Origin of the sequence: Micromonospora sp. CPCC 205561 (genome assembly GCF_036906775.1) — a bacterium.
Classification (GTDB): Bacteria; Actinomycetota; Actinomycetes; order Mycobacteriales; family Micromonosporaceae; genus Micromonospora.
Window position 1 is genome coordinate 25,450 of sequence record NZ_JBAKHV010000019.1, and the last position, 21,011, is coordinate 46,460.

General features: G+C 75.2%; 17 protein-coding genes and 1 pseudogene. 6 read left to right on the forward strand and 12 right to left on the reverse strand.

The annotated features are described in order from the left end of the window. Position 1: 1 nt before the first annotated feature. The 5 genes and pseudogenes from V6V16_RS12755 to V6V16_RS12775 all read right to left on the reverse strand — a co-directional run bounded on the left by V6V16_RS12755 (position 2) and on the right by V6V16_RS12775 (position 4,559). Positions 2-679: a response regulator transcription factor gene (locus V6V16_RS12755; RefSeq protein WP_334562213.1), complete on the reverse strand. Its 678-nt coding sequence runs from the start codon at positions 677-679 to the stop codon at positions 2-4. Next, positions 676-885, reverse strand: coding sequence for a hypothetical protein (locus tag V6V16_RS12760; RefSeq protein ID WP_334562214.1), 210 nt, complete (start codon positions 883-885; stop codon positions 676-678). Before V6V16_RS12760 ends, V6V16_RS12755 begins: the two co-directional genes overlap by 4 nt. A gap of 749 nt (positions 886-1,634) precedes the next feature. Then, positions 1,635-1,745: pseudogene (locus V6V16_RS12765) on the reverse strand (hypothetical protein); the annotation flags it as partial. 639 nt (positions 1,746-2,384) lie between these two features. After that, a complete protein-coding gene (gene bioD, locus V6V16_RS12770; protein WP_334562266.1) occupies positions 2,385-3,089 on the reverse strand; it encodes a dethiobiotin synthase in 705 nt (234 codons plus the stop codon). 333 nt (positions 3,090-3,422) lie between these two features. Next, positions 3,423-4,559 (reverse strand): 8-amino-7-oxononanoate synthase, encoded by a 1,137-nt coding sequence (locus V6V16_RS12775; RefSeq protein ID WP_334562267.1) that lies wholly within the window; start codon positions 4,557-4,559, stop codon positions 3,423-3,425. Between the two features lie 157 nt (positions 4,560-4,716). Between V6V16_RS12775 and bioB the strand changes: the two genes are divergently transcribed. From bioB to V6V16_RS12790, 3 genes are read left to right on the forward strand one after another with little or no spacing between them, the layout of a single operon-like run. Then, a complete protein-coding gene (gene bioB, locus V6V16_RS12780) occupies positions 4,717-5,712 on the forward strand; it encodes a biotin synthase BioB (RefSeq protein ID WP_334562215.1) in 996 nt (331 codons plus the stop codon). After that, entirely contained in the window at positions 5,709-5,906 is a 198-nt protein-coding gene (gene bsaP / locus V6V16_RS12785; RefSeq protein ID WP_334562216.1) for a biotin synthase auxiliary protein BsaP, read from the forward strand. Before bioB ends, bsaP begins: the two co-directional genes overlap by 4 nt. 5 nt (positions 5,907-5,911) lie before the next feature. Beyond that, entirely contained in the window at positions 5,912-6,418 is a 507-nt protein-coding gene (locus V6V16_RS12790; protein WP_334562217.1) for a GNAT family N-acetyltransferase, read from the forward strand. 9 nt (positions 6,419-6,427) lie between these two features. Here V6V16_RS12790 and V6V16_RS12795 read toward each other — a convergent pair whose 3' ends face one another. Both V6V16_RS12795 and V6V16_RS12800 read right to left on the reverse strand, forming a co-directional pair. Then, positions 6,428-6,952, reverse strand: a complete 525-nt coding sequence (locus V6V16_RS12795; protein ID WP_334562218.1) for a DUF488 domain-containing protein — start codon at positions 6,950-6,952, stop codon at positions 6,428-6,430. Positions 6,953-7,029: 77 nt separating this feature from the next. Then, positions 7,030-9,957, reverse strand: a complete 2,928-nt coding sequence (locus V6V16_RS12800; RefSeq protein ID WP_334562219.1) for a glycoside hydrolase family 9 protein — start codon at positions 9,955-9,957, stop codon at positions 7,030-7,032. 439 nt (positions 9,958-10,396) lie between these two features. Here V6V16_RS12800 and V6V16_RS12805 point away from each other — a divergent pair, with 439 nt between their 5' ends. Then, positions 10,397-11,962: an aldehyde dehydrogenase family protein gene (locus V6V16_RS12805; RefSeq protein ID WP_334562220.1), complete on the forward strand. Its 1,566-nt coding sequence runs from the start codon at positions 10,397-10,399 to the stop codon at positions 11,960-11,962. Positions 11,963-12,164: 202 nt separating this feature from the next. Here the strand turns inward: V6V16_RS12805 and V6V16_RS12810 are convergent, their stop codons facing one another. After that, complete coding sequence (locus tag V6V16_RS12810; RefSeq protein WP_334562221.1) at positions 12,165-13,217, reverse strand: GNAT family N-acetyltransferase; 1,053 nt, start codon at positions 13,215-13,217, stop codon at positions 12,165-12,167. A 27-nt stretch (positions 13,218-13,244) separates the two neighbouring features. Further along, complete coding sequence (locus V6V16_RS12815) at positions 13,245-13,949, reverse strand: amino acid-binding protein (protein ID WP_334562222.1); 705 nt, start codon at positions 13,947-13,949, stop codon at positions 13,245-13,247. A gap of 149 nt (positions 13,950-14,098) precedes the next feature. On the opposite strand from V6V16_RS12815, the gene V6V16_RS12820 reads away from it, so the two are divergent. Both V6V16_RS12820 and V6V16_RS12825 read left to right on the forward strand, forming a co-directional pair. Further along, positions 14,099-15,184, forward strand: coding sequence for a phosphotransferase family protein (locus V6V16_RS12820; protein WP_334562223.1), 1,086 nt, complete (start codon positions 14,099-14,101; stop codon positions 15,182-15,184). After that, on the forward strand, positions 15,184-16,398 hold the full coding sequence (locus tag V6V16_RS12825; RefSeq protein WP_334562224.1) for an acyl-CoA dehydrogenase family protein: 1,215 nt from the start codon (positions 15,184-15,186) through the stop codon (positions 16,396-16,398). The genes V6V16_RS12820 and V6V16_RS12825 overlap by 1 nt, the downstream gene beginning before the upstream one ends. A 1,202-nt stretch (positions 16,399-17,600) precedes the next feature. On the opposite strand, the gene V6V16_RS12830 is transcribed toward V6V16_RS12825, so the two are convergent. The 3 genes from V6V16_RS12830 to V6V16_RS12840 all read right to left on the reverse strand — a co-directional run bounded on the left by V6V16_RS12830 (position 17,601) and on the right by V6V16_RS12840 (position 21,005). After that, entirely contained in the window at positions 17,601-18,647 is a 1,047-nt protein-coding gene (locus V6V16_RS12830) for a LacI family DNA-binding transcriptional regulator (protein ID WP_334562225.1), read from the reverse strand. An 85-nt stretch (positions 18,648-18,732) separates the two neighbouring features. Beyond that, the gene (locus tag V6V16_RS12835) at positions 18,733-20,166 is read right to left on the reverse strand and encodes a GH1 family beta-glucosidase (RefSeq protein WP_334562226.1); all 1,434 of its coding nucleotides are present in this window, start codon (positions 20,164-20,166) and stop codon (positions 18,733-18,735) included. Further along, positions 20,163-21,005, reverse strand: coding sequence for a carbohydrate ABC transporter permease (locus V6V16_RS12840; protein ID WP_334562227.1), 843 nt, complete (start codon positions 21,003-21,005; stop codon positions 20,163-20,165). The genes V6V16_RS12835 and V6V16_RS12840 overlap by 4 nt, the downstream gene beginning before the upstream one ends. Positions 21,006-21,011 lie beyond the last annotated feature (6 nt).

Sequence of the window (21,011 nt, forward strand, 5' to 3'; positions counted from 1 at the left end):
GTCAGCCGGACGGCTCGACCAGCCCCGCCTCGTACGCGAGGATCGCCGCCTGCACCCGGTTGCGCACCTCCAACCGGGTGAAGACGCTCGTCAGGTAGCTCTTCACGGTCCCCTCGACCAGGTGCAGCCGGCGGGCGATCTGGGCGTTGGAGAGCCCGGCGGCGACCAGCGCGAGCACCTCCCGTTCCCGCTCGGTCAGGCCGGCCAGCCGGTCCCGGGCGGCCGGCCGCCGGGCCAGCCGGTCGCCGCCCAGCTCGATCACCCGGCGGGCCACCCGGGGCGACAGGTACGCGCCACCGTCGGCGACGGCGTGCACCCCGGCGATCAGCTCGCGCGGGTCCCCGGCCTTCAGCAGGAATCCGCTGGCGCCGTGCCCGAGCGCCCGGGCGACGTGGTCGTCCTCGCCGAACGTGGTCAGCATCAGCGTCGCCGTCTCCGGCACGAGCCGGCGGATCTCGGCCGCCGCGCTGAGCCCGTCCAGCCTCGGCATCCGGATGTCCAGCAGCGCCACCCGGGGCCGGTGCGCCCGTACGAGCTCCACGGCGGCCCGGCCGTCGCCGGCCTCCGCCACCACCTCGATCCGCCCGTCGGTGGCCAGGATGGCCCGGACCCCGGCCCGGATCATCGCCTCGTCGTCGGCGAGGACGACCCGCACCGGACCGGCCGTGTCGGCGTTCATCCGTCGATCCGCTCCTTGCTGACCAGCCGGCCCTCGACGAAGCAGAGCCGCCACGTCGGTTGGGCCAGGGGAAAGTTGCCGTCGGTGTAGTGCTCGCAGCCGGGACGCGCCCCGGCGGGCGCGTCGAGCTGCCGCCGGGGCAGCCCCGCCAGCTCGGCGCGGGGCGCCCCGACGGGCATCCGCGCGAAGGCCGCGTCGCGCAGCACCGTCCCGGCGGTGACGATCGGGTAGTAGACCAGCGAGAGGAGCAGCGCGAAGCCCAGCGGGGCGCCGAGCGCCGTGAGCAGGCTGCGGCGGACCCGTCGGCGGGCGTCGCGCAGCCGCCGCTCGGCCTCGCCCGGCGCCGGCCCGGACCCGTCACCCGCCGCCGGGCCGGCGTCGGCCGTCGACGCGGCCGGGCCGCTCCCGGACCGCGTGCCGGTGGACGCCCCGCCGGTCGCCTGGCCCCCGGACCGGCCGCCGTCCGCCGCCCACCCCGTCCCGGCACGGGGCGGGTCCTGGCCGAGCGGGCGCCGACGGCGAAGCCGCCGCCGGCGCGGGGGCCGGCCGTCAGGGCACCGCCGGCCAGCCGGACCCGCTCGGCGAGGGCGAGCAGGCCCGAGCCGGTGGACGGCGGGCCCGGCAGCGGACCGGCCGGTGCCGGGGCGTTGACGACAGCCACCTCCATCCCGTCGCCGTCGCGGGTCAGGAGCACGGTGACCGGCGCGCCGGGGGCGTACCGGGCGGCGTTGGTCAGCGCCTCCCGGACCACCCGGTGCACGGCGTGCGCGGCCATCGGCGGCAACCGCGTCAGCGCGTCCGCGCCGTCCAGTCGCACCGCCATGCCCGCCTCCCGAGCCCCGTCGACCAGCTCGGCGACGCTCTCGTCGGCAGGCCGGGTGGTCGCCGCACCCTCCGCTTCCCTGAGCACGCCGATGATCCCGTGCAGCCGCTCCGTGGCGACGGCGACGCTGGCCCGCAGCTCCGCGGCGGCGGCCCGGTGCCCGGGGGCCAGGTCGCGGGCGACCTCCAGGGCCGCGGCGCGCAGGGCGATCAGGCTCAGGTCGTGCCCGAGCGAGTCGTGCATCTCCTGGGCGATGCGGGCCCGCTCCCGCAGCCGGATCCGCTCCGCCGCGCCCCGCCGCTCGCGGTCGCTCGCCTCGACGTGCCGGCGCCCGGCGTCGGTGAGCGCGGCCTGCTGCCGCCGGTAACGGCCGACGAGCCACGGGAACACCCCGGCGAAGAGCAACGTCGAGGCGAGCAGGAACCAGGTGGCCGCGCCCGTGCTGAGCAGCCCCAGGTTGAGGACCGTGCCGCCGGCCGCGATCGCGGCGAAGGCGACGGCGGCGGGCACGGCGGTGGCGCCACGGCGGCCCGCCAGGTAGCTGAACACCGGGATCGCGAAGAGGAAGTTGCCGTTCAGCAGCGAGCCGAGCACCGCCACCACCAGGGCGGCCACCGGCCGGCGCCGGCTGACCGCGACCGCGACCGCGAGCAGCAGCAGCGCGCCGAGCGTCACGGCGGTGGCACGCCGGGAGTACGGCGGGGTGACGCCCGCGTACCCGATCGGGGCGGCCGTCGCGACCCAGAGGAGCAGGTCACCGAGCCACCGCCGGACGGCCCTCCGGGGCCACCGACCGCCGCCCGCGCGGGCGGACCACCAGCTCTCCACGGCGGCCAGGCTACCCACGCCCGACCTGCGCCGGCACCGACGAAGGTCAGGTGCTCAGCTGATCTCCTCGGCCCAGGCGCGCCAGTCGTCGAGCACCCCGTAGAGCGTCGGGGTGAGCCAGCCGGACGCGGACCGGCGGAAGACCCCCGGATCCATCGCCCCGGTCCCGGCCGGCAGGGCGCCCAGCAGCTTCGGCACCAGGTCGGTCAGGTTCGCCCAGTGCACCAGCTCCGGCGCGGCCGGCCACGCGCCGACCACCACGCCGGACGGCACCGACCGGCGCTCCAGCGCCTCCAGCGTCAGCGCGGTGTGGTTCAGGGTGCCCAGGCCGGCCCGGGTGACCACGACGGCCGGGCAACCCAGCGCCACCGCCAGGTCCGCTACCGTCCACGCCTTCCCCTCCGGCCGCAGCCCCATCGGTACGAGCAGGCCCCCCGCGCCCTCGACGAGCACCAGGTCGTGCTTGTCGGCCTCCTCGCGGACGGCGTCGACGGCGGTGTGCAGCTCCAGCGGCGCCAGCTCGGCGACCCGGGCCGCGGCCAGCGGGGCGAGCGGGTCGGGGAAGCTGGCCAGCGTCCGGCCGGTCAGCGGCGCGGCCAACCGGTCGACCGCGTCGACGTCGCCGGGCTCGCCCCCGGCCGTACCCGTCTGGGCGGGCTTGACCACCGCGACCCGCAGACCGGCGGCCTGCGCGGCGGCCGCGATCGCCGCGGTCACCACCGTCTTGCCGACGTCGGTGTCGGTGCCGGTCACCAGCACCGGCCCGCGCCACGGCCCGCTCAGGTCGTCCCCCCGGCTCACGGTGCCACCCTCGTTCGCGACCGCGGGGCTCGCAGGACCGGCTCACTCCTCACGCTCACCGTGCCACCTCAGTTCGCGACCGCGGGGCTCGCAAGACCGGCTCACTCCTCACGCTCACCGTGCCACCTCAGTTCGCGACCGCGGGGCTCGCAAGACCGGCTCACTCCTCACGCTCACCGTGCCACCTCAGTTCGCGACCGCGGGGCTCGCAAGACCGGCTCACTCCTCACGCTCACCGTGCCACCTCAGTTCGCGACCGCGGGGCTCGCAAGACCGGCTCACTCCTCACGCTCACGGGGCACACTCCACGATGACCTCCAAGGCCCGCTCGAAGTCCGCCCGGGGGACGCCGGCGCCGATGGTCAGCCGCAGCCGGGACCGGCTGTCCGGCGTGGACGGGGGCCGGAAGCAGCCGACGGCGACGCCCCGGTCGCGGCAGTCGGCCGCCCAGGCGGTCGCCGCCTCGGGGCCGGGGGCGGTGACCGAGACGACCGCGCCGTCGGGAGCGGAGACCGTCAGCCCCGCGGCGGCCAGCCGGCGCACCGCCAGGGCGACCCGCCCGGCCAGCTCCGCGCGGAGGCCGTCGCCGGCACGGGCCAGCCCGACGGCGGCGTGCACGCCGGCGGCCACGGCCGGCGGCAGCGCGGTGTCGAAGATGAAGGTCCGCCCGGTCTCCACGACGTGCCGGACGAACGCCGCCGGCCCGGCGACCACCCCGCCCGCGCCGCCGAGGGCCTTGGAGAGGGTGGCGGTGACGACCACGTCGGGCTGGCCGGCGAGGCCGGCGGCGGCCACGGCCCCGGCCCCGGCCGGGCCGGTCACGCCGAGGGCGTGCGCGTCGTCGACCAGCAGCAACGCGCCGTGCTCCCGGGCCACGGCGTGCAGCCGGGCCAGCGGGGCGAGATCGCCGTCGACGGAGAAGACCGACTCGGTGACGACCACCGCCGGCCGGCCGGGTGCCGCGGCGAGCGCGGCGGCCACCGCCGCGACGTCGGCGTGCGGGGTCACCACGGTCTGCGCCCCGGAGATCCGGCAGCCGTCGATCAGGGAGGCGTGGTTGTGGGCGTCGGAGACGAGCAGCGTACGGGGTTGCACGAGCGCCCGGACCGCCCCGAGGTTGGCCAGGTAGCCGGAGGAGAAGACGAGCGCCCGCTCGACGCCGAGCCAGCCGGCCAGGGCGTCCTCGAGCGCGTGGTGGACGTCGGTGGAGCCGCGCACCAGCCGCGACCCGGTGGCCCCCAGCCCGTACGCCGCCAGCGCCCGCGCCGCGGCGGCGGTGACCTCGGGGTGGGTGGCCAGGCCGAGGTAGTCGTTGCCGGCCAGGTCGACCACGGCGTCGCCGGCGTCGCGGGCCCGCAGCCGGCGGGTCAGCCCCGCCTTCGCGCGCAGCTCGGCGCGGCGGTCGAGCGCCGCCAGCCAGTCCGCCACCGTCACCCCCACGCCGCCTGCGCCGACCGTCGTCGGCCACTTCCGCCGGGCGAAATTACCACCTACCGGCCCGGGCCCGGCGTGTCCACCCCTGCCCCGCCGACCCCCGACCCGCGGGCCGTTCGTCCCGGTCCGGTGGCCTTGTAGGGTACGAGCCATGCCAGAGATCCTCGACCAGGCCCGAACCCAGGTACTGGAGAACGGCGTCGGTCTCGACCAGGCCGGCGTCCTCGCCGTGCTGAACCTGCCCGACGAGCACCTGCCCGCCGCCCTCCAGCTCGCCCACGAGGTGCGGATGCGGTGGTGCGGGCCGGAGGTGGAGGTCGAGGGGATCGTCTCGCTGAAGACGGGCGGGTGCCCGGAGGACTGCCACTTCTGCTCGCAGTCGGGCCTGTTCGCCTCCCCCGTCCGCTCGGTCTGGCTGGACATCCCCTCCCTGGTCGAGGCGGCGAGGCAGACGGCGGCGACGGGGGCGACCGAGTTCTGCATCGTGGCGGCCGTGCGCGGCCCGGACGCGCGGCTGATGAAGCAGATGCGCGAGGGCGTGGCCGCGATCAGGGCCGAGGTCGACATCCAGGTGGCCGCCTCGCTGGGCATGCTCAGCCAGGAGCAGGTCGACGAGCTGGTCGACATGGGCGTGCACCGCTACAACCACAACCTGGAGACCTGCCGCTCCTACTTCCCGAACGTGGTCACCACGCACTCCTGGGAGGAGCGCTGGGAGACCCTGCGGATGGTCCGCGAGTCCGGCATGGAGGTCTGCTGCGGCGGCATCCTCGGCCTGGGCGAGACGGTGGAGCAGCGGGCCGAGTTCGCCGCGCAGCTCGCCGAGCTGGACCCGCACGAGGTCCCGCTGAACTTCCTCAACCCCCGCCCCGGCACCCCGCTGGGCGACCGGCCGGTGGTGGAGGGCAAGGACGCGCTGCGCGCCATCGCCGCCTTCCGGCTGGCCATGCCGCGCACCATCCTGCGGTACGCGGGCGGCCGGGAGATCACCCTCGGCGACCTCGGCACCCGCGACGGCCTGCTCGGCGGCATCAACGCGGTGATCGTCGGCAACTACCTGACCACCCTCGGCCGCCCGGCGACGGCCGACCTGGAGCTGCTCGACGACCTGAAGATGCCGGTCAAGGCCCTCTCCGCGACGCTGTGACGACGACCGTGGACCGGACGTGGTGCGACCGCTGCGGCGAGGCCGTGGCGGCCGGCTCGCACGACGGCTGCGCGGCGGCCCGGGCGCTGGAGCCGCCGCGCTTCTGCGCGCGCTGCCGCCGGCGGATGAAGGTGCAGGTGCTGCCGGTCGGCTGGGCGGCCGTCTGCGTCGAGCACGGCGAGATCCGGGGCTGAGGGCGATGCTGCGCGGCCGGGCGGTCACCCTGCGGCCGGCGACGGCCGCCGACGTGCCGGCGCTCGCCGCGATCCGGGCCACCCCGGAGGTCCGGCGCTGGTGGCGTGGCGGCGACGACCTGGTCGCGGCCGTGCGGGCCGACCTCACCGACGAGACGCTGTCGGTGTACGCGATCGAGCACGACGGCCGGGTGGTCGGCGCGATCCAGTGGTACGCCGAGGACGACGCGGACTACCGGCACGCCAGCATGGACGTCTTCCTCGACCCGGCCGTACGCGGCGCCGGGCTGGGCGGGGACGCGATCCGCACCCTGGCCCGGCACCTGATCGACGAGCACGGCCACCACCGGTTCACCATCGATCCCGCGGCGGCGAACACCGCGGCCGTCCGGGCGTACGCGAAGGTGGGCTTCCGCCCCGTCGGGGTGCTGCGCCGCTACGAGCGGGGCGAGGACGGGCGGTGGCACGACGGGCTGCTGATGGACCTGCTCGCCGACGAGCTGGTCGACTGAGCGGCCGGCTCAGCCGTCCCAGACCAGGTCGCCGTCGGCCAGCCGGCGGGCGCCCTCGGCGGGCCGGTGCGGGGTGAGCCGGCCGTCGGGCATCAGGTGCGACACCGGCACGTCGCGGCCCAGCGCCGCGACGTCGGCGATCAGCCGCCGGTGGCAGCGCCACCAGACGCTCTCGCTGCACATCACCGCCGTGGTCCGGGTCGCCGCGTCGGCCAGCACCTCGTCCAGCGCGGTCCGGAAGTCGGGGGTGCGGGTGTACGCCGCGTACGCCCGGAAGGCGGCGACCGTCCACCAGCGGTCCGGCTCGTCGGTGCCGGCCGGGGTGTGCCGCCGGCCGCCGAGCCGCTGCTCCCAGCGGTACTCCACGCCCGCCTCGGGCAGCCAGCGGGCCAGTTCCTCCCGGCGTACGTCGGGGCTGGTCCGGCTGGCCGGGAAGCGCCGCACGTCCACGACGAGCGCGACCCCGGCGCCGGTGAGCAGTTCGCCCAGCCGCCCCCGGTCCGTCGCCCCGTGTCCCACCGTCAGCAGTGTCACGCCGGGAGAATGCCCCCGATCCTGGCCGGTTACCGTCCGGAGGACGACGACCGGCCAGGATTCCCGGGCGCGGGGCGTCAGGAGACGGTGCAGGCGGTGCCGTTGAGGGTGAAGGCGGCGGGTTTCGGGTTGGTCCCGGTGTGGGTGCCGTTGAAGCCGAAGCTCGTCGACGCCCCCGCCGCGAGCCGGCCGTTGTAGGAGAGGTTGGTGGCGGTGACCGCGGCGCCGGTCTGGGTCCACGTCGCCGACCAGCCCTGGCCGACCTTCTGGCCGGCGTGGGGGAAGGTGAAGGCGAGCGTCCAGCCGTCGATCGCGGTGGTGCCCGTGTTGGTGACGGTGACGCTGGCGGTGAAGCCGCCGTCCCAGCCGCTGGTCGTCCAGGTCACGGCGCAGCCGCCGGACGCGGGCGGATCGGCGGTGGTGACCGCGACCGGCGCGGACGCCGCCGAGGTGTTGCCGGCCGCGTCCACCGCCACCACGTAGAACTGGTAGGCGGTGGCGGCGGTCAGCCCGGTCACCGCGAGCGTGGCGGCGGTGGGCGAGCCGACCAGCGCGTCGGTCGCGCCGGCCTCGCGGTAGACCCGGTAGCCGGTGACGCCCACGTTGTCGGTCGACGCGGCCCAGCTCAGCGTCACCCCGGTGGCGGTGACCGCCGAGGCGGTCGGCGTGCCGGGGCGGGTCGGCGCGACGGTGTCGGGAGCCGGGGCGGCCGGCGTGGTCACCTCCGCCACGGGCGAGGCGGCCGAGCGGTTGCCGGCGCCGTCGCGGGCGCGCACCGTGAACCGGTACGTCCGCTCGGGCAGCAGCCGGGTCACGGCCAGGGTGTTGGTGGCCGAGTTGAGCAGGACCAGCGCGTCGCTGCCGACCTGCGCCTGGGTGACCTCGTAGCCGGCCAGCCCGCTGCCGCCGGCGTCGGTGGAGGCGGGCCAGCTGAGGGTCAGCCCGGTCGCGGTGACCGCCGAGGCGACGGGGGTGCCGGGCACGGTCGGGGCGGTGGTGTCGGGGGTGGCCGGCCCGGGCTCCTCGCCCCAGATCCGGGTGGCGCCGGAGTAGAGGGTGACCTTCCGGTTCGGCCCGGCCGCCGGCTGGTACGACGGGTCGTTCGTCGGGTCCCAGGTGCCGCCCTCCGGCACGCCGATCTTGAACTGCACCTCCATCCGGTGCTGCGACTGCCCGGCCGGCGCGATGGTGTGCCCGGTGCAGTCCACCTCGACGTACCAGACGTCGCCGGAGAACTGCTTCGCGGTGGACGGCGACGGGCAGCCCTGGGTGTAGCCGGGGGTCACGGTGACCGGGCCGGTGCCGTCGGGGCGGAAGTAGTAGCGGAACCTCCCGTCGGTCAGGGCCCGGGCGGGGAACGCCGACTTGTTGTAGACGATCGCCTTGAGGCCGGTGGCGCGCGGCTCGGCCTGCATCACCGTGGTCTCCACGGTCAGCTCGTCGATGTCCGGCGTCTCGGCCCGCGGGAAGCCGGCCAGCGGGGTGCCGCCGTACTCCTGGGCGAGCCGGGCCAGCGCGGAGCTGAAGCCGGCGTTGTAGTCGGTGGCGACCTCGTTCATCACGTAGTCCGACCGGTTGTCGGTGTACGCGTCGTTCGCCGCCGACGGGCCGCCGACCAGGGCGCCGTAGAGGGTGTGCCGGGTCTCGACGGGCACGGTCTGGCTGTCCCACCAGGAGCCGTGCGCGGTGCGGTGGTGCGGGTTCTTCGGGGAGTTGGCCCCGAAGCCGATGACGTAGCTGGAGGCGCGCGGGTTGTCGCCGAGCGCGTAGTTGATCTGCCGGACGGCGAAGTCCTTGTAGCGGGCCTTGCGGGTGGCGTCGGTGGTCTTGTCGCTGTAGACCAGGGCCGCGAAGGAGGTGTTGGCCGCGTAGCGCAGCGCCCCCCAGGAGTCGAGCACGGCCATCCCGCCGGGCGAGTACGGCACCCGCTGCCCGTTGACGCCGACCGTCCAGTAGTCGAGCCAGCGGTTGGCGTCGTCGACGTACTTCTGCTTGCCGGTCAGGTTGGCCAGCAGCACGTACGCCCCGAACTGCTTGTTGTCCCAGGCGATGGTCCACTTGTAGGAGCGGGTGGTGCTCTGGTTCTCGGTGCCGAGCTTGTCGTACTCGCTCTCGGCCTTGGCCAGGTAGGCGGCGTCGCCGGTGGCCCGGTACAGCCAGATCGCGGACCAGACCAGCTCGTCCTGCCAGCCGCTCCAGGAGCGGTAGAAGCTGGTCGCGTCGGTGATGCACTCGTGGTAGCTCCTGCGCACCGTGTCGGCGAACGTGTGGAGCTGCTTCGCGTGCCCGAGCAGCCGGTCGGCGTAGGCGGCGTCGGTGGGCCGGAAGACCATCGACGACGCGGCCATCGCCGCGGCCGTCTCGCCCGCCAGGTCCGCGCCGCCGCAGCTCGCGTCGATCTTGTACGCGGGCCGCGCCATCGGCATCACCTCGGCCGGGCCCCACCACTTGTGGTCGTCGTCGCCCTTGCCGACCTGCCCGTAGAGGACGTTCGGCGCCGGGTGCGCCTTGACGAAGTAGTCGTTGACGAAGCGCAGGTTGTTGAGCAGGTGCGGCAGCTGGCCGGAGGCGACGTAGCCGTCCCGGTACTCCACCGCCCCCCAGGCGAGCATGGTGGCGCTGAACGCCATCGGGAAGCCGAACTTCACGTGGTCGCCGGCGTCGTACCAGCCGCCGGTGAGGTCCACCCCGACGTCGGCGCCGTCGGTGAGCGCGGAGTCGCCGCGCCAGGAGACCCGGTTCCAGGCCGGCAGCGGGCCGGACTGCTGCGCCTCGTAGAAGTAGAGCGACTTCTGCAGCGCCTCGGCGTAGTTGAAGGCGGGCGCGGCGTTCGCGGCCCGCGCGGGGCCGGACCCGCCGGCGGAGCCGGGAGCGGCGTTCGCGGCGGAGGCGGGCGCGGGGGCGGCGACGAGGGCGAGGCCGGCGGCCAGGGCCGCGCCGGATGCCAGCAGGCGGCGCGCCCAGGGCTGGTCGCCCGGGGGGCGCGGGCGTCTCGGGTGGCGCATGACGGTGCTCCTGTCGGTGGCGTCGCCGGCGGCGCCGGGACAGCGCGCGGGACCGCGTCCCGGGGGGGCGTGCCGGCGAGGGTGGTGGGAGTTACCACGGGCCCGGGAGCGCTCCCATGGATGACCGACAATGTAAACCGGCCGTCACGGGTTTGTGAAGACGCCCGAAGCGGGTCGGCGCCCACCCGGCGACGGGAAAGCCCTTACCTGGGCACTGGACGGACATCACACCATCTACAAGCATCGATTTAATCTCCCCGTAAGCCCAGGTCGTGGCCCTTCGGGTCGCGCGGGAACGCGCACGCCAGCCGGTGCGGGGCGGGGCCGGCGTTCCGGCATACGAACGTACTGTTGCCCGCCCCCTGCCGGCGCGCGACAGTACGCCCACACCAGCGGTGCCATGGACGCCGCCGCTCCCCCGGCCCGTGAGGAGATCGCGATGGCTCTACGACTCGCCGAAGGCACCGCCTGGTCCGACACCCTCTCCCGCGCGGTGGCCGCCGTGCCCGAGGCGTTCGGATCCCCGGTCGACGGCGTCACCACGCTGCACAACCTCGTACGCGGCGACTGGCACGCCGTGGGCTCGCCCAGCCCGGTACGCACGCCGGTCGACAACACCGTGCTGGTCAACCTCGCCCGCCTCGACGCGGAGTCCGCCCGCGCCGCGGTCGCGCACGCCGCCGACGCGCACCGGGCCTGGGCCAACACCCCGCTCGCCGAGCGCAAGGCCCGGGTCACCGACGCCCTGGACGCGCTCACCGCCCACCGCGACCTGCTCGCCCTGCTGCTGGTCTGGGAGATCGGCAAGCCGTGGCGGCTGGCCTGCGCCGACGTGGACCGGGCGCTGGACGGCGTCCGGTGGTACGTCGGCGAGATCGACCGGATGCTCGCCGACGGGCGGGAGCCGCTGCCGGGACCGGTCAGCAACATCGCCTCGTGGAACTACCCGATGAGCGTGCTCGTGCACGCCGAACTGGTGCAGCTGCTCGCCGGCAACGCGGTCATCGCCAAGACGCCGTCGCAGGGCGGGGCGGTCTGCCTCACCGTCGCGCACGCGCTGATGCGCCGGGCCGGGCTGCCCGCCACCCTGGTCTCCGGCGGCGGCGAGGAGCTGTCCGAGGTGCTGGTCCGGGCGCCGGAGATCGGCGCGGTGGCGTTCGTCGGCGGGCGCTCCAACGGCGGCAAGGTCGCCGCCGCGCTGCTCGACTCCGACAAGCGTCACTTCATCGAGCAGGAGGGCCTCAACGCCTGGGGCATCTGGGACTTCTCCCAGTGGGACCTGCTCGCCGGGCACCTCAAGAAGGGCTTCGAGTACGGCAAGCAGCGCTGCACCGCGTACCCGCGCTTCGTGGTCCAGCGCGACCTCGTCGACGAGTTCCTCGACGTGTACCTGCCGGTGGTGCGCTCCGTGCGGTTCGGGCACCCGCTCGCCGTGGGCGACGACTGGACGGCCGGCGACCCGCTGCCCGAGCTGGACTTCGGCCCGCTGATCAGCGCCGCCAAGGCCGACGAGCTGCGCCGCAAGGTCGACGAGGCGGTACGCGGCGGCGCGGTGCCGCTGCACCGCGGCAAGCTGCACGGCGCGCCGTTCCTCGACGGGCAGGACACCTCCGCGTACGTGGCCCCGTCGGTGCTGCTGGCCCCGCCGGGCCGGTCCCGCCTGATGCACGCCGAGCCGTTCGGCCCGGTCGACACCATCGTGGTCGTCGACACCACCGACGAGCTGCTGGCCGCGATGAACGCCTCGAACGGCGCACTGGTCGCCTCACTTGCCTGCGACGACGAGGAGCTGGCCGGCAAGCTCGCCGTCGACCTCCAGGCGTTCAAGGTGGGCATCAACAAGCCGCGCTCGCGGGGTGACCGCGACGAGCCGTTCGGCGGCCGGGGCGCCTCCTGGAAGGGCGCCTTCGTCGGCGGCGACCTGCTGGTGCAGGCCGTCACCCAGGGCGGCGACGGCCGCCTCTACGGCAACTTCCCCGACTACAGCAGCTACCCGACGACCTGAGTCGGGAGGAAGGGCGCCTGTCGACGCGTTCCGGTGGCAGAGTGCCCGTCCTGACACCCGGCGGCGCACCGGGCCGGCATCCGACCGGCCGGCCCGGTGCCGCCCTCGCGATGGACCTCGGGGAGAGCCCGGCCGAGGAGTCTCCCCGGCTCCACCTCGATCGCCGGCGTGCAGGGCCGCCGCGCGGGCGACGGCTGACGGCTCACCCGTGCCGCGCCGGCGCGCCCGCCACGAGCGGAACGGTCAGGGTCACCAGGCCACCGTCCCGCTCGCTCGGGGTCGGCCGGCCGAGCCGCCGTACGGTGCGCAGCATCGGGGCGTTCTCGGCGTGGACGTGCAGCACCAGGGCCGCGTACCCGGCCCGCTCCGCGTGCCGGACCAGCCGGCGCAGCAGGGCCGAGCCGAGGCCCCGCCGCTGCCAGTCGTCGCGGACCAGCAGCGCCACCTCGGCCTCGTCGCCCTCGGCGAGCAGGTTGGCCATCGCCAGCACCGGCTCCGCCTCCCCGGTGCCGCCGCCGGCCGTGGCGAGCAGGGTCACGCCCCGGGCGGGCTCCAGCAGCCGGCCCAGCCGGGCCGGCGAGGGCGCGGCCGCCCCGCCCAGGTAGCGGCGGTGGCGACTGCGCGGCGAGCACCCCTCGTGCAGCTCGACCACGCCGGGCAGGTCGTCGGCGGTGGCCGGCCGTACGGTCGCCTCGGCGCCGTCGGGCAGCGCCAGGGTGACCTGCTCGACGGCCCGGCGCGCGACGGCGGCGGAGAGCTCGACCAGGGCCTGGGCCCGCGCGTACTCCGCCGGGGTGAAGCCCGGCACGGCGCGGCGCAGCGCGAACGACCCGCCGACCGGGTCGTCCAGCAGCATGGTCGTGTCGGCGAGCCCGCCGCCGGAGCCGGCCGACCCGGGACGCCAGGTGACCGCGTCCGCGCCGAGCAGGGCGCGCAGCACCTCCCCGGTCGCGTCCGGGTCCCGCACCAGGCGGGTGGCCAGGCCGAGCGCCCGGGTGGGCTGGTCCGCGAGCCCGCGCGCCTCGCTGCGGGCCACCCAGCAGTCTCGGCCCCGCCCCCGCTCCACGGCGGCGACCAGGCCGGCCTCGTCGAGCGTGTCCGGCGCGTCGACCAGGAAGTCGTCGACGGCGCCCCGCTCCGTGGTGTGTACCTGCACCGCGAGGATGTTGACCCCGCGCAACGCCAGGCTTGCCGTGAGCACCGACAGGTAGCCCGGCCGGTCGTCCACGGTCGCCCGGATCCGCCACAGCGTCATGGCTCGCTCCCTTCCCGCCCCCGCCGGTCAGGGGTTCGCCGCCACCGGCGGAGCCTTCACCACGTCGAGCCGGTCGCCGAGGATCACCGCGCCGGCCCGGACGAGCTGCGCCAACCGGTCCACCTCCGTGCGGTGGAACGCCGCCGCGGCCGGCGAGCCGGCGCACTCGCGGGCCAGCACCAGGACCAGGCCCGCCCGGCCGAACGGCGCGACCGCGAAGTGCGCGTCGCCGGGCACGGTGATCGCCCGGGCCCGCAGCGGGGTCACCTCCGGCAACCGCGGCGGTACGGGCGCGCGCCAGCTGGCGTGGCCGACGGCCGCCTCCCCGGCGGAACCGCTCCGCGAGGCCCAGTCCAGCGGCACCACCGCCGCGACCGCCCAGTCGGCGGCGAGCAGCCCGGGGAGGGCGTCGACCAGGGTCGCCACCCCGTCGGTCGGGTTCGCCGCGACCTGGGCCAGCAACTCGGCGTCCTGCCCCGAGGCGGTGGGCGCGCCGATCGCCCGCCACACCCCGTCGACCCGCACGCCGGGGATCGCGGCCAGTCCGGCGAGCAGCCGCTCGACCCGGGCCGCGCCCGGCCAGACCACAGTGAAGTCGTCCACCGCCCGCCCGCCGAGCCGCTCCAGGACGACCACCTGGACGATGTCCGCGCCGGACACGCCCATGGTGCGCGCCACCTGACCGAGCGTGCCGGGACGGTCCGGCAGGGTGACCCGAACTCGCAGCAACATGTCTGAACCCTCCGCTCGGCGGGCCGGCAGCTCGCCGGCAGGCTGGGCGCCAGCCTGCCGGGTGGCCGTTTCGCCCCTGTTGCAGCGGCATGTCCCGAGGGTCAAATCCCGACCTTGACAACATGGCGGAGCTGCCATCAACTAATCGGATGACCGAGCCGGCCGTCGACGCGTACGAGCCGGGCAGCAGCCCTGCCCCCGCCGCCCCCCGTGGGCTGGATCTCGACCGGCTCGCCGACCATCTGGCCCGGCACCGGCCCGAGCTGGCCGGCGAACCGCTGCGGGCCCGGCTGATCGCCGGGGGCAAGTCCAACCTGACCTACCTGCTGCACGCCGGTGGGCGCGAGGTCGTGTTGCGCCGCCCGCCGCTCGGGCACGTGCTGGCCACGGCGCACGACATGGCCCGGGAGTACCGGGTGATCTCCGCGCTGGCGCCGACCGACGTGCCGGTGCCCGGAGCGCTGCTGCTGTGCGAGGACACCGAGGTGATCGGCGCCCCCTTCTACCTGATGGAACGGGTGCGCGGCGAGGTGTTCCGCAGCCGCGCCCAGACCGACCCGCTCACCGACGGGCAGCGGCGCGCGTTGGCGCTGGCGATGATGGACACCCTGGCCGCCCTGCACGCGGTCGAGCCGGCCTCGGTCGGCCTGGGCGACTTCGGCCGTCCGGAGGGCTACCTGGCCCGGCAGGTCCGCCGCTGGGCCGGCCAGCTCGACCGTTCCCGCAGCCGCCCGCTGCCCGGCATCGAGGAACTGCGGGACGTGCTCGCCGGCACCGTGCCGGAGGGCGCCAACGCCGGCCGGATCGTGCACGGCGACTATCGGCTGGACAATCTCCTCGCCACCGTCGACCCGGTCGGCGTGCGGGCCGTGCTCGACTGGGAGATGGCCACCATCGGCGATCCGCTGGCCGACCTCGGGCTGCTGCTGACCTACTGGGACGTGCTCGGCGACAGCGACTCGGCCGCCGGCAACCCGGTCGCCGACGGGCTCGGTCCGCGCGCCGGCTTCCCCACCGGCTCCGAGCTGATCGAGCGGTACGCCGCCCGCGGCGACATCGACGTCGGGCCGTTGCACTGGCACGTCGCGCTCGGCTGTTTCAAGCTCGCGGTGATCTGCGAGGGCATCCACTACCGACACACGCTCGGGCAGACGCTCGGCGAGGGCTTCGACCGGATCGGCGACATGGTGGCACCGCTGGTCGAACACGGGCTGACCGCCGCCAGGGAGCGTTGATGGACTTCGCCTACGACACCCGCACCGAGCAGCTGCGGGCCGAGCTGACCGCGTTCCTGACCGAGCACGTCCTCCCGGCCGAGGCGGTGCACGCCGAGCAGGTGGCCGCCGCCGGCGATCCGTGGGCCCGTCCGCCGGTGATGGCCGAGCTGAAGGCCGAGGCGCGCAAGCGCGGCCTGTGGAACCTCTTCCTCCCCGACCCGCGCCACGGCGCCGGGCTGACCAACCTCCAGTACGCCCCGTTGGCCGAGCTCACCGGGCGCAGCCCGCACCTGGCCCCGGAGGCGCTCAACTGCGCCGCCCCCGACACGGGCAACATGGAGCTGCTCGCCGAGTTCGGCTCGTCGGAACAGCAGGAGCGTTGGCTGCGCCCCCTGCTGGAGGGCGAGATCCGCTCGGCGTTCTGCATGACCGAGCCCGAGGTGGCCTCCTCCGACGCGACGAACATCGCCACCCGGATCACCCGCGACGGCGACCACTACGTGATCAACGGCCGTAAGTGGTGGTCGTCGGGAGCGATGGACCCGCGCTGCGAGATCTTCATCGTGATGGGCAAGACGGACCCGGGGGCCGACCGGCACCGCCAGCAGAGCATGATCCTGGTGCCGAGGGACACCCCCGGCGTCGAGGTGCGCCGGGGCATGACGGTGTTCGGCTACAGCGACGCCTCGCACGGCGGGCACGCCGAGATCGACTTCACCGACGTCCGGGTACCGGCGGCGAATCTCGTCGGGACGGAGGGCACCGGCTTCGCGATCGCCCAGGCCCGGCTCGGTCCCGGCCGGATCCACCACTGCATGCGGCTGATCGGCATGGCGGAGCGTGCCCTGGAGCTGCTCTGCCGGCGGGCCCTCGACCGGGTCGCGTTCGGCCGGCCGCTGGCCGAGCAGGGCGTGGTGCGCGAGTGGATCGCCGAGTCGCGGGTGCGCATCGAGCAGGCCCGGCTGCTGGTGCTCAAGACCGCCTGGCTGATGGACACCGTCGGCAACAAGGGTGCGCACACCGAGATCCAGGCCATCAAGATCGCTACTCCCGCCATGGCCGAGTGGGTGATCGACAAGGCCATCCAGGCGTACGGCGGCGCGGGCGTCAGCCAGGACACCCCGCTGGCCGCGCTCTGGGCCCAGTCCCGCACCCTGCGCCTGGCCGACGGCCCCGACGAGGTGCACCGCTCCTCGCTGGCCAAACGCGAACTGCGCCGCTGGTCGAACTGACCACACCGCTCGGGCCGACCCCGCCCGGTCAGGTGGTGCCCGACCGGCCGCGCTCCGCAGCACGGCGCGGCCGGGCCGGGGGCCGGGGCCGGGCTGGCATGCTGCCTTGCCGGCCCTTTCGAGCTGATGTCACAAACGATTCAACGACAGCCGGCGCCCCCGGCCCTCGGCCGGATCGGAGCCACCTCCGGCAGGGCGCGATGCCGAGGAGGGCGCCGGAGCTGGTGAGGCGTGGCCAGCGGCCGTCACCAGTGACCGAGCCGGCCGTCATTGACCGAGACCGGTCGCTCCTTCGCCATGGCCAGGCGAGGGCCACCGGTCGGCGGCGGGCAGCAGCCGATCCTCGACGGAAGGCGGGAGACGGCCGGGGCCCCAGCGGGCGGTGGGCCAGGACCGCTCCCTCCGGCCGACCGCCGACGGCCGACCTCGGACAGCGGACAGCGAATACCGGCCGACGACTTGACCTCAACGGACGGTGGGCCATGCTGTGGCCGACTGCGCGCGGCCGGACCTCGGGGCGGCGGGCAAGGGCCACTCGTCCGGCCGGCGGAGGCGGCGACACTCGGCGGCGGACGATGATCGACCCTCAGCGGCGGCGTCCGCGACCGCTCCCCGGCCGCCGGTGCGCGGCCGGGGCTCGCCCGACGGCGACGGGCGACGGCGACGGGCGGGCGGCGACGGGCGGACGGCGACGGGTGGGCGGCGACGGGTGGGCGGCGGCACAGGCCACGGGCAACGGGTGGGCGGCGGCGGGCCGTAGACGCGGGCCGGGGGCCGTGATGTCGTAGACGACTCAGCTCGAAAGGCACGTTGGCGGGTCGGTCGGGCGGAGGAGCAGGGCGGCACGCCGCCGTCGTCAGGGGGGCGGCCGACCGCCCGTCGGCCCGGCGGCCAGCAGATCTGAGCACCCCGGGTCTGAGCACCCCGGGTCTGAGCAGCCCCCGGATCTGGGCGGGCTGGGGTCGAACGGCCCGAGGTCTGAGCGGGCTGGGGCTGAGCAGCCCGGGAGCTGAGCCGGCCCGGAGGCTGAGCCGGCCCGGAGGCTGAGCCGGCCCGGGGGCTGAGCCGGCCCGGGGGCTGAGCCGGCCCGGGGGCTGAGCCGGCCCGGGGGCTGAGCCGGCCCGGGGGCTGAGCCGGCCCGGGGGCTGAGCCGGCCCGGGGGCTGAGCCGGCCCGGGGGCTGAGAGCTGCGGCGAGCCGGGGTCAGGCGGAGGCGCGTTCGACCAGCTGGGTGTCGAGCAGGATGTGGGGCGACGGGAGTTCTTCGCCGCGGATGCGGGAGACCAGGAGGCGGGCCATCTGCCTGCCCATCTCCTCCACGGGCTGGAAGACCGTGGTCAGGGGCGGCTCGGACTGCCGGGCGATCGCAGCGTCGTCGAAGCCGACGACAGCTACGTCCTCGGGCACCCGGCGTCCCGCCTCGCGCAGCGCGCGCAGCGCGCCGAACGCCATCAGGTCGGAGGCGACGAAGACGGCGTCGAGGTCGGGGCATGCCTCCAGCAGTCGGCGCATCCCGGCCGCGCCGCTGCCCTCGCTGAAGTCCCCGTACGCGATCATGCCGGGGTTGATCCCGCCCCCGGCGGCCTCGACCGCCTCCCGGTAGCCGGTCAGCCGGCCCAGGCCGGCGCCCATGTCCTGCGGGCCGGCGATGGTGGCGATGCGCCGCCGACCCCGGCCCGCCAGGTATTCCACCGCCCGCCGGGCGCCGCCCACGTTGTCCACGTCGACGTAGTACGCCGGCTGCGCGCCCGGTTGCAGCATCCGGGCCGGACGCCCGCCGAGCACGGTGGGCAGCCCGCGCTCCTCCAGCAGGGTGGGCAGCGGGTCGGCGTCGTGCAGCGACAGCAGCAGGACCCCGTCGACGTGCTGGTTGGTCAGGTGGTGCTCGACCCGCTCGCGCTCGATCGGCGACTGCACCATGGCGAGCCAGAGCTGCAACGGGGTCTCCAGCAGCCCCGAGCTGACACCCCGGACGATGCCGGCGAAGAACGGCTCGGTGAAGACCCGGTCCCCGGATTCCGAGACCACCAGGGCGATGGAGTCGGTGCGCTGGGTGACCAGGGCCCGGGCCGCCCGGTTCGGGACGTACCCCAGCTCGGCGATGGCCTGCTGCACCGCGGCGCGCGCCTCGGGGCTCACCTGCGGCGAGCCGTTGACCACCCGGGAGACCGTCCCGCGACCGACGCCGGCGCGCGCGGCGACGGCGTCGAGGGTCGGGCGCCCGAGCGACCGGGTGCGCTGCGTTGTCATTCTCTGCTCCTCCGACGGCGGACGGGCCCCGACGCCGCCCGGTACCCGGTGGCGTCGGGGCCGCCCGTTGATGGCTGGCCCTCGCCTATTGTGCGGCCAGACCGTTGCGTCGGATCACCTCGGCGTACCACCTGGCGCTGGACTTGGGGATGCGCGCCTGGCTGTCGTAGTCGACGTGGATCATCCCGAACCGCTTGGTGTAACCCCAGGCCCACTCGAAATTATCCATCAGCGACCAGGCGAAGTATCCGCGCAGGGGCACGCCGGCCTCGATCGCCTCGTGCGCGGCCCGCAGGTGGGCGTCGAAGTACGCCAGCCGGTCGACGTCGTCCACCCGCCCGTCGACCACCTCGTCGACGAAGGCCGAGCCGTTCTCGGTGACGTAGAGCGGGAGTTTCGTGTACTCCTCGTGCACCCGCCGCAGCGTCTCCACCAGGCCGGGGGCGTCGATCTCCCAGTTCATGTCGGTGACGGGGACGCCCCGGGTGACGAAGCGGACGTCCTCGCTGCCGGGCCAGCACGAGGGCGCCCGCCAGTACGGCTCCGGCTCGGCGCCGGGGACCGGGGCGGCGACGACGTGGCGGCTGTAGTAGTTGACGCCGACCAGGTCCAGCGGGGTGGAGATGGTCGCCAGGTCGCCGTCGCGCACGTGCCCGAAGTCGGTGACGTCGGCCAGGTCGGCCATCAGGTCCGCCGGGTACGACCCGCGCAGCAGCGGGTCGAGGAAGAACCGGTTGGCCAGCGCGTCGATGCGCCGCGCGGCGTCGGCGTCGGCCGGCGCGTCGCTGGCCGGCGTGACCGGGTAGAGGTTGACCGTCACCCCGACCTCGGCGGTCGGCCGGGCCGCCCGCAGCGCCTGCACGGCGAGGCCGTGGCCGAGCATGAGGTGGTGCCCCGCCCGGACCGCGTCCGCGCCGTCCGAGCGGCCCGGCGCGTGCACCCCCGAGCCGTAGCCGAGGAACGCCGAGCACCACGGCTCGTTGAGCGTGGTCCAGTAGCGCACCCGGTCGCCCAGCGCGTCGGCGACCAGCGTGGTGTAGTCGGCGAACCGGGCGGCGGTGTCCCGGGCCGGCCAGCCGCCCGCGTCCTCCAGCGGCTGCGGCAGGTCCCAGTGGTAGAGGGTCAGCCACGGCTCGATGCCGTGCCCCAGCAGTTCGTCGACGAGCCGCCGGTAGAAGTCGAGCCCCTCGCCGTTGGCCGGGCCGGAGCCGCCGGGCTGCACGCGCGGCCAGGAGACCGAGAAACGGTACGACTTCAGCCCCAGCTCGGCCATCAGCGCGACGTCCGGGCCGAGACGGTGGTAGTGGTCGCAGGCCACGTCGCCGGTGTGGCCCTCGACCACCCGGCCCGGAGTGTGGCTGAACGTGTCCCAGATCGACGGGGTCCGGCCGCCCTCGGCCGCCGCGCCCTCGATCTGGTACGCGGCGGTGGCCGCGCCCCAGAGGAAGCCGGGCGGAAAGGTCAGCGGCGGACGGTCCTCGAGGACGCCGACGGCGGGAGGGCTTGCGGGGTTGCTCACGACTTGACGGCGCCTTCCATGATGCCGCCGACGATCTGGCGGCCGAACACGATGAACACGATCACCAACGGTAGGGTGCCGATCGCCGTGGCGGCGAACACCTGCGAGTAGTCGGTGTAGTAGGCGTACGACAGGAAGGCCAGCGAGACCTGGAGCGTCGGGTTCTCCGAGGTGAGCACCGCGTACGGCCACAGGAACGAGTTCCAGGTCTCCATGAAGGTCAGCAGCCCGAGCACGGCGGCGGCCGGGCGCAGCGCGGGCAGCACGATGTTCCAGTAGATCCGGAAGGTGCTCGCCCCGTCCACCCGCCCCGCCTCGATCAGCTCGTCGGAGATGGCCTGGGTGGCGTACTGCCGCATCATGAACACGCCGAACGCGCTGACCAGGAACGGCACGGTCACCGCGTAGAGGGTGTCGAACCAGTTCAGGTCCTGGATCATCCCCCAGAGCGGGATGAGACCGAGCTGTGTCGGGATCATCATGGTGATGATGATCATCAGCAGCAGGGCGTTGCGGCCGCGGAAGCGCAGCTTGGCGAAGGCGAAGCCGGCCAGCGAACCGGTGATCACCACGGAGATCGTCACGATGCCGGAGACGATCACCGAGTTGAGCAGGCCGGTGAGGAAGTTCGCCGCCTCGTTGTCGAGCACCCGGCCGAAGTTGTCGCCGAACGACCCGGCCGGCGTGACCGGCGGCGGGACGTCGTTGATCGAGTCCAGGCTGCGGGTGGCGATGACCACCATGTAGTAGAACGGGTAGATCGAGAAGAGCGTCGCCAGGACGAGCGCGACGTACGTCAGCGGGCTGGTGCGCCACAGGCGCCGGGATGCCGAGTTCATCTCCGC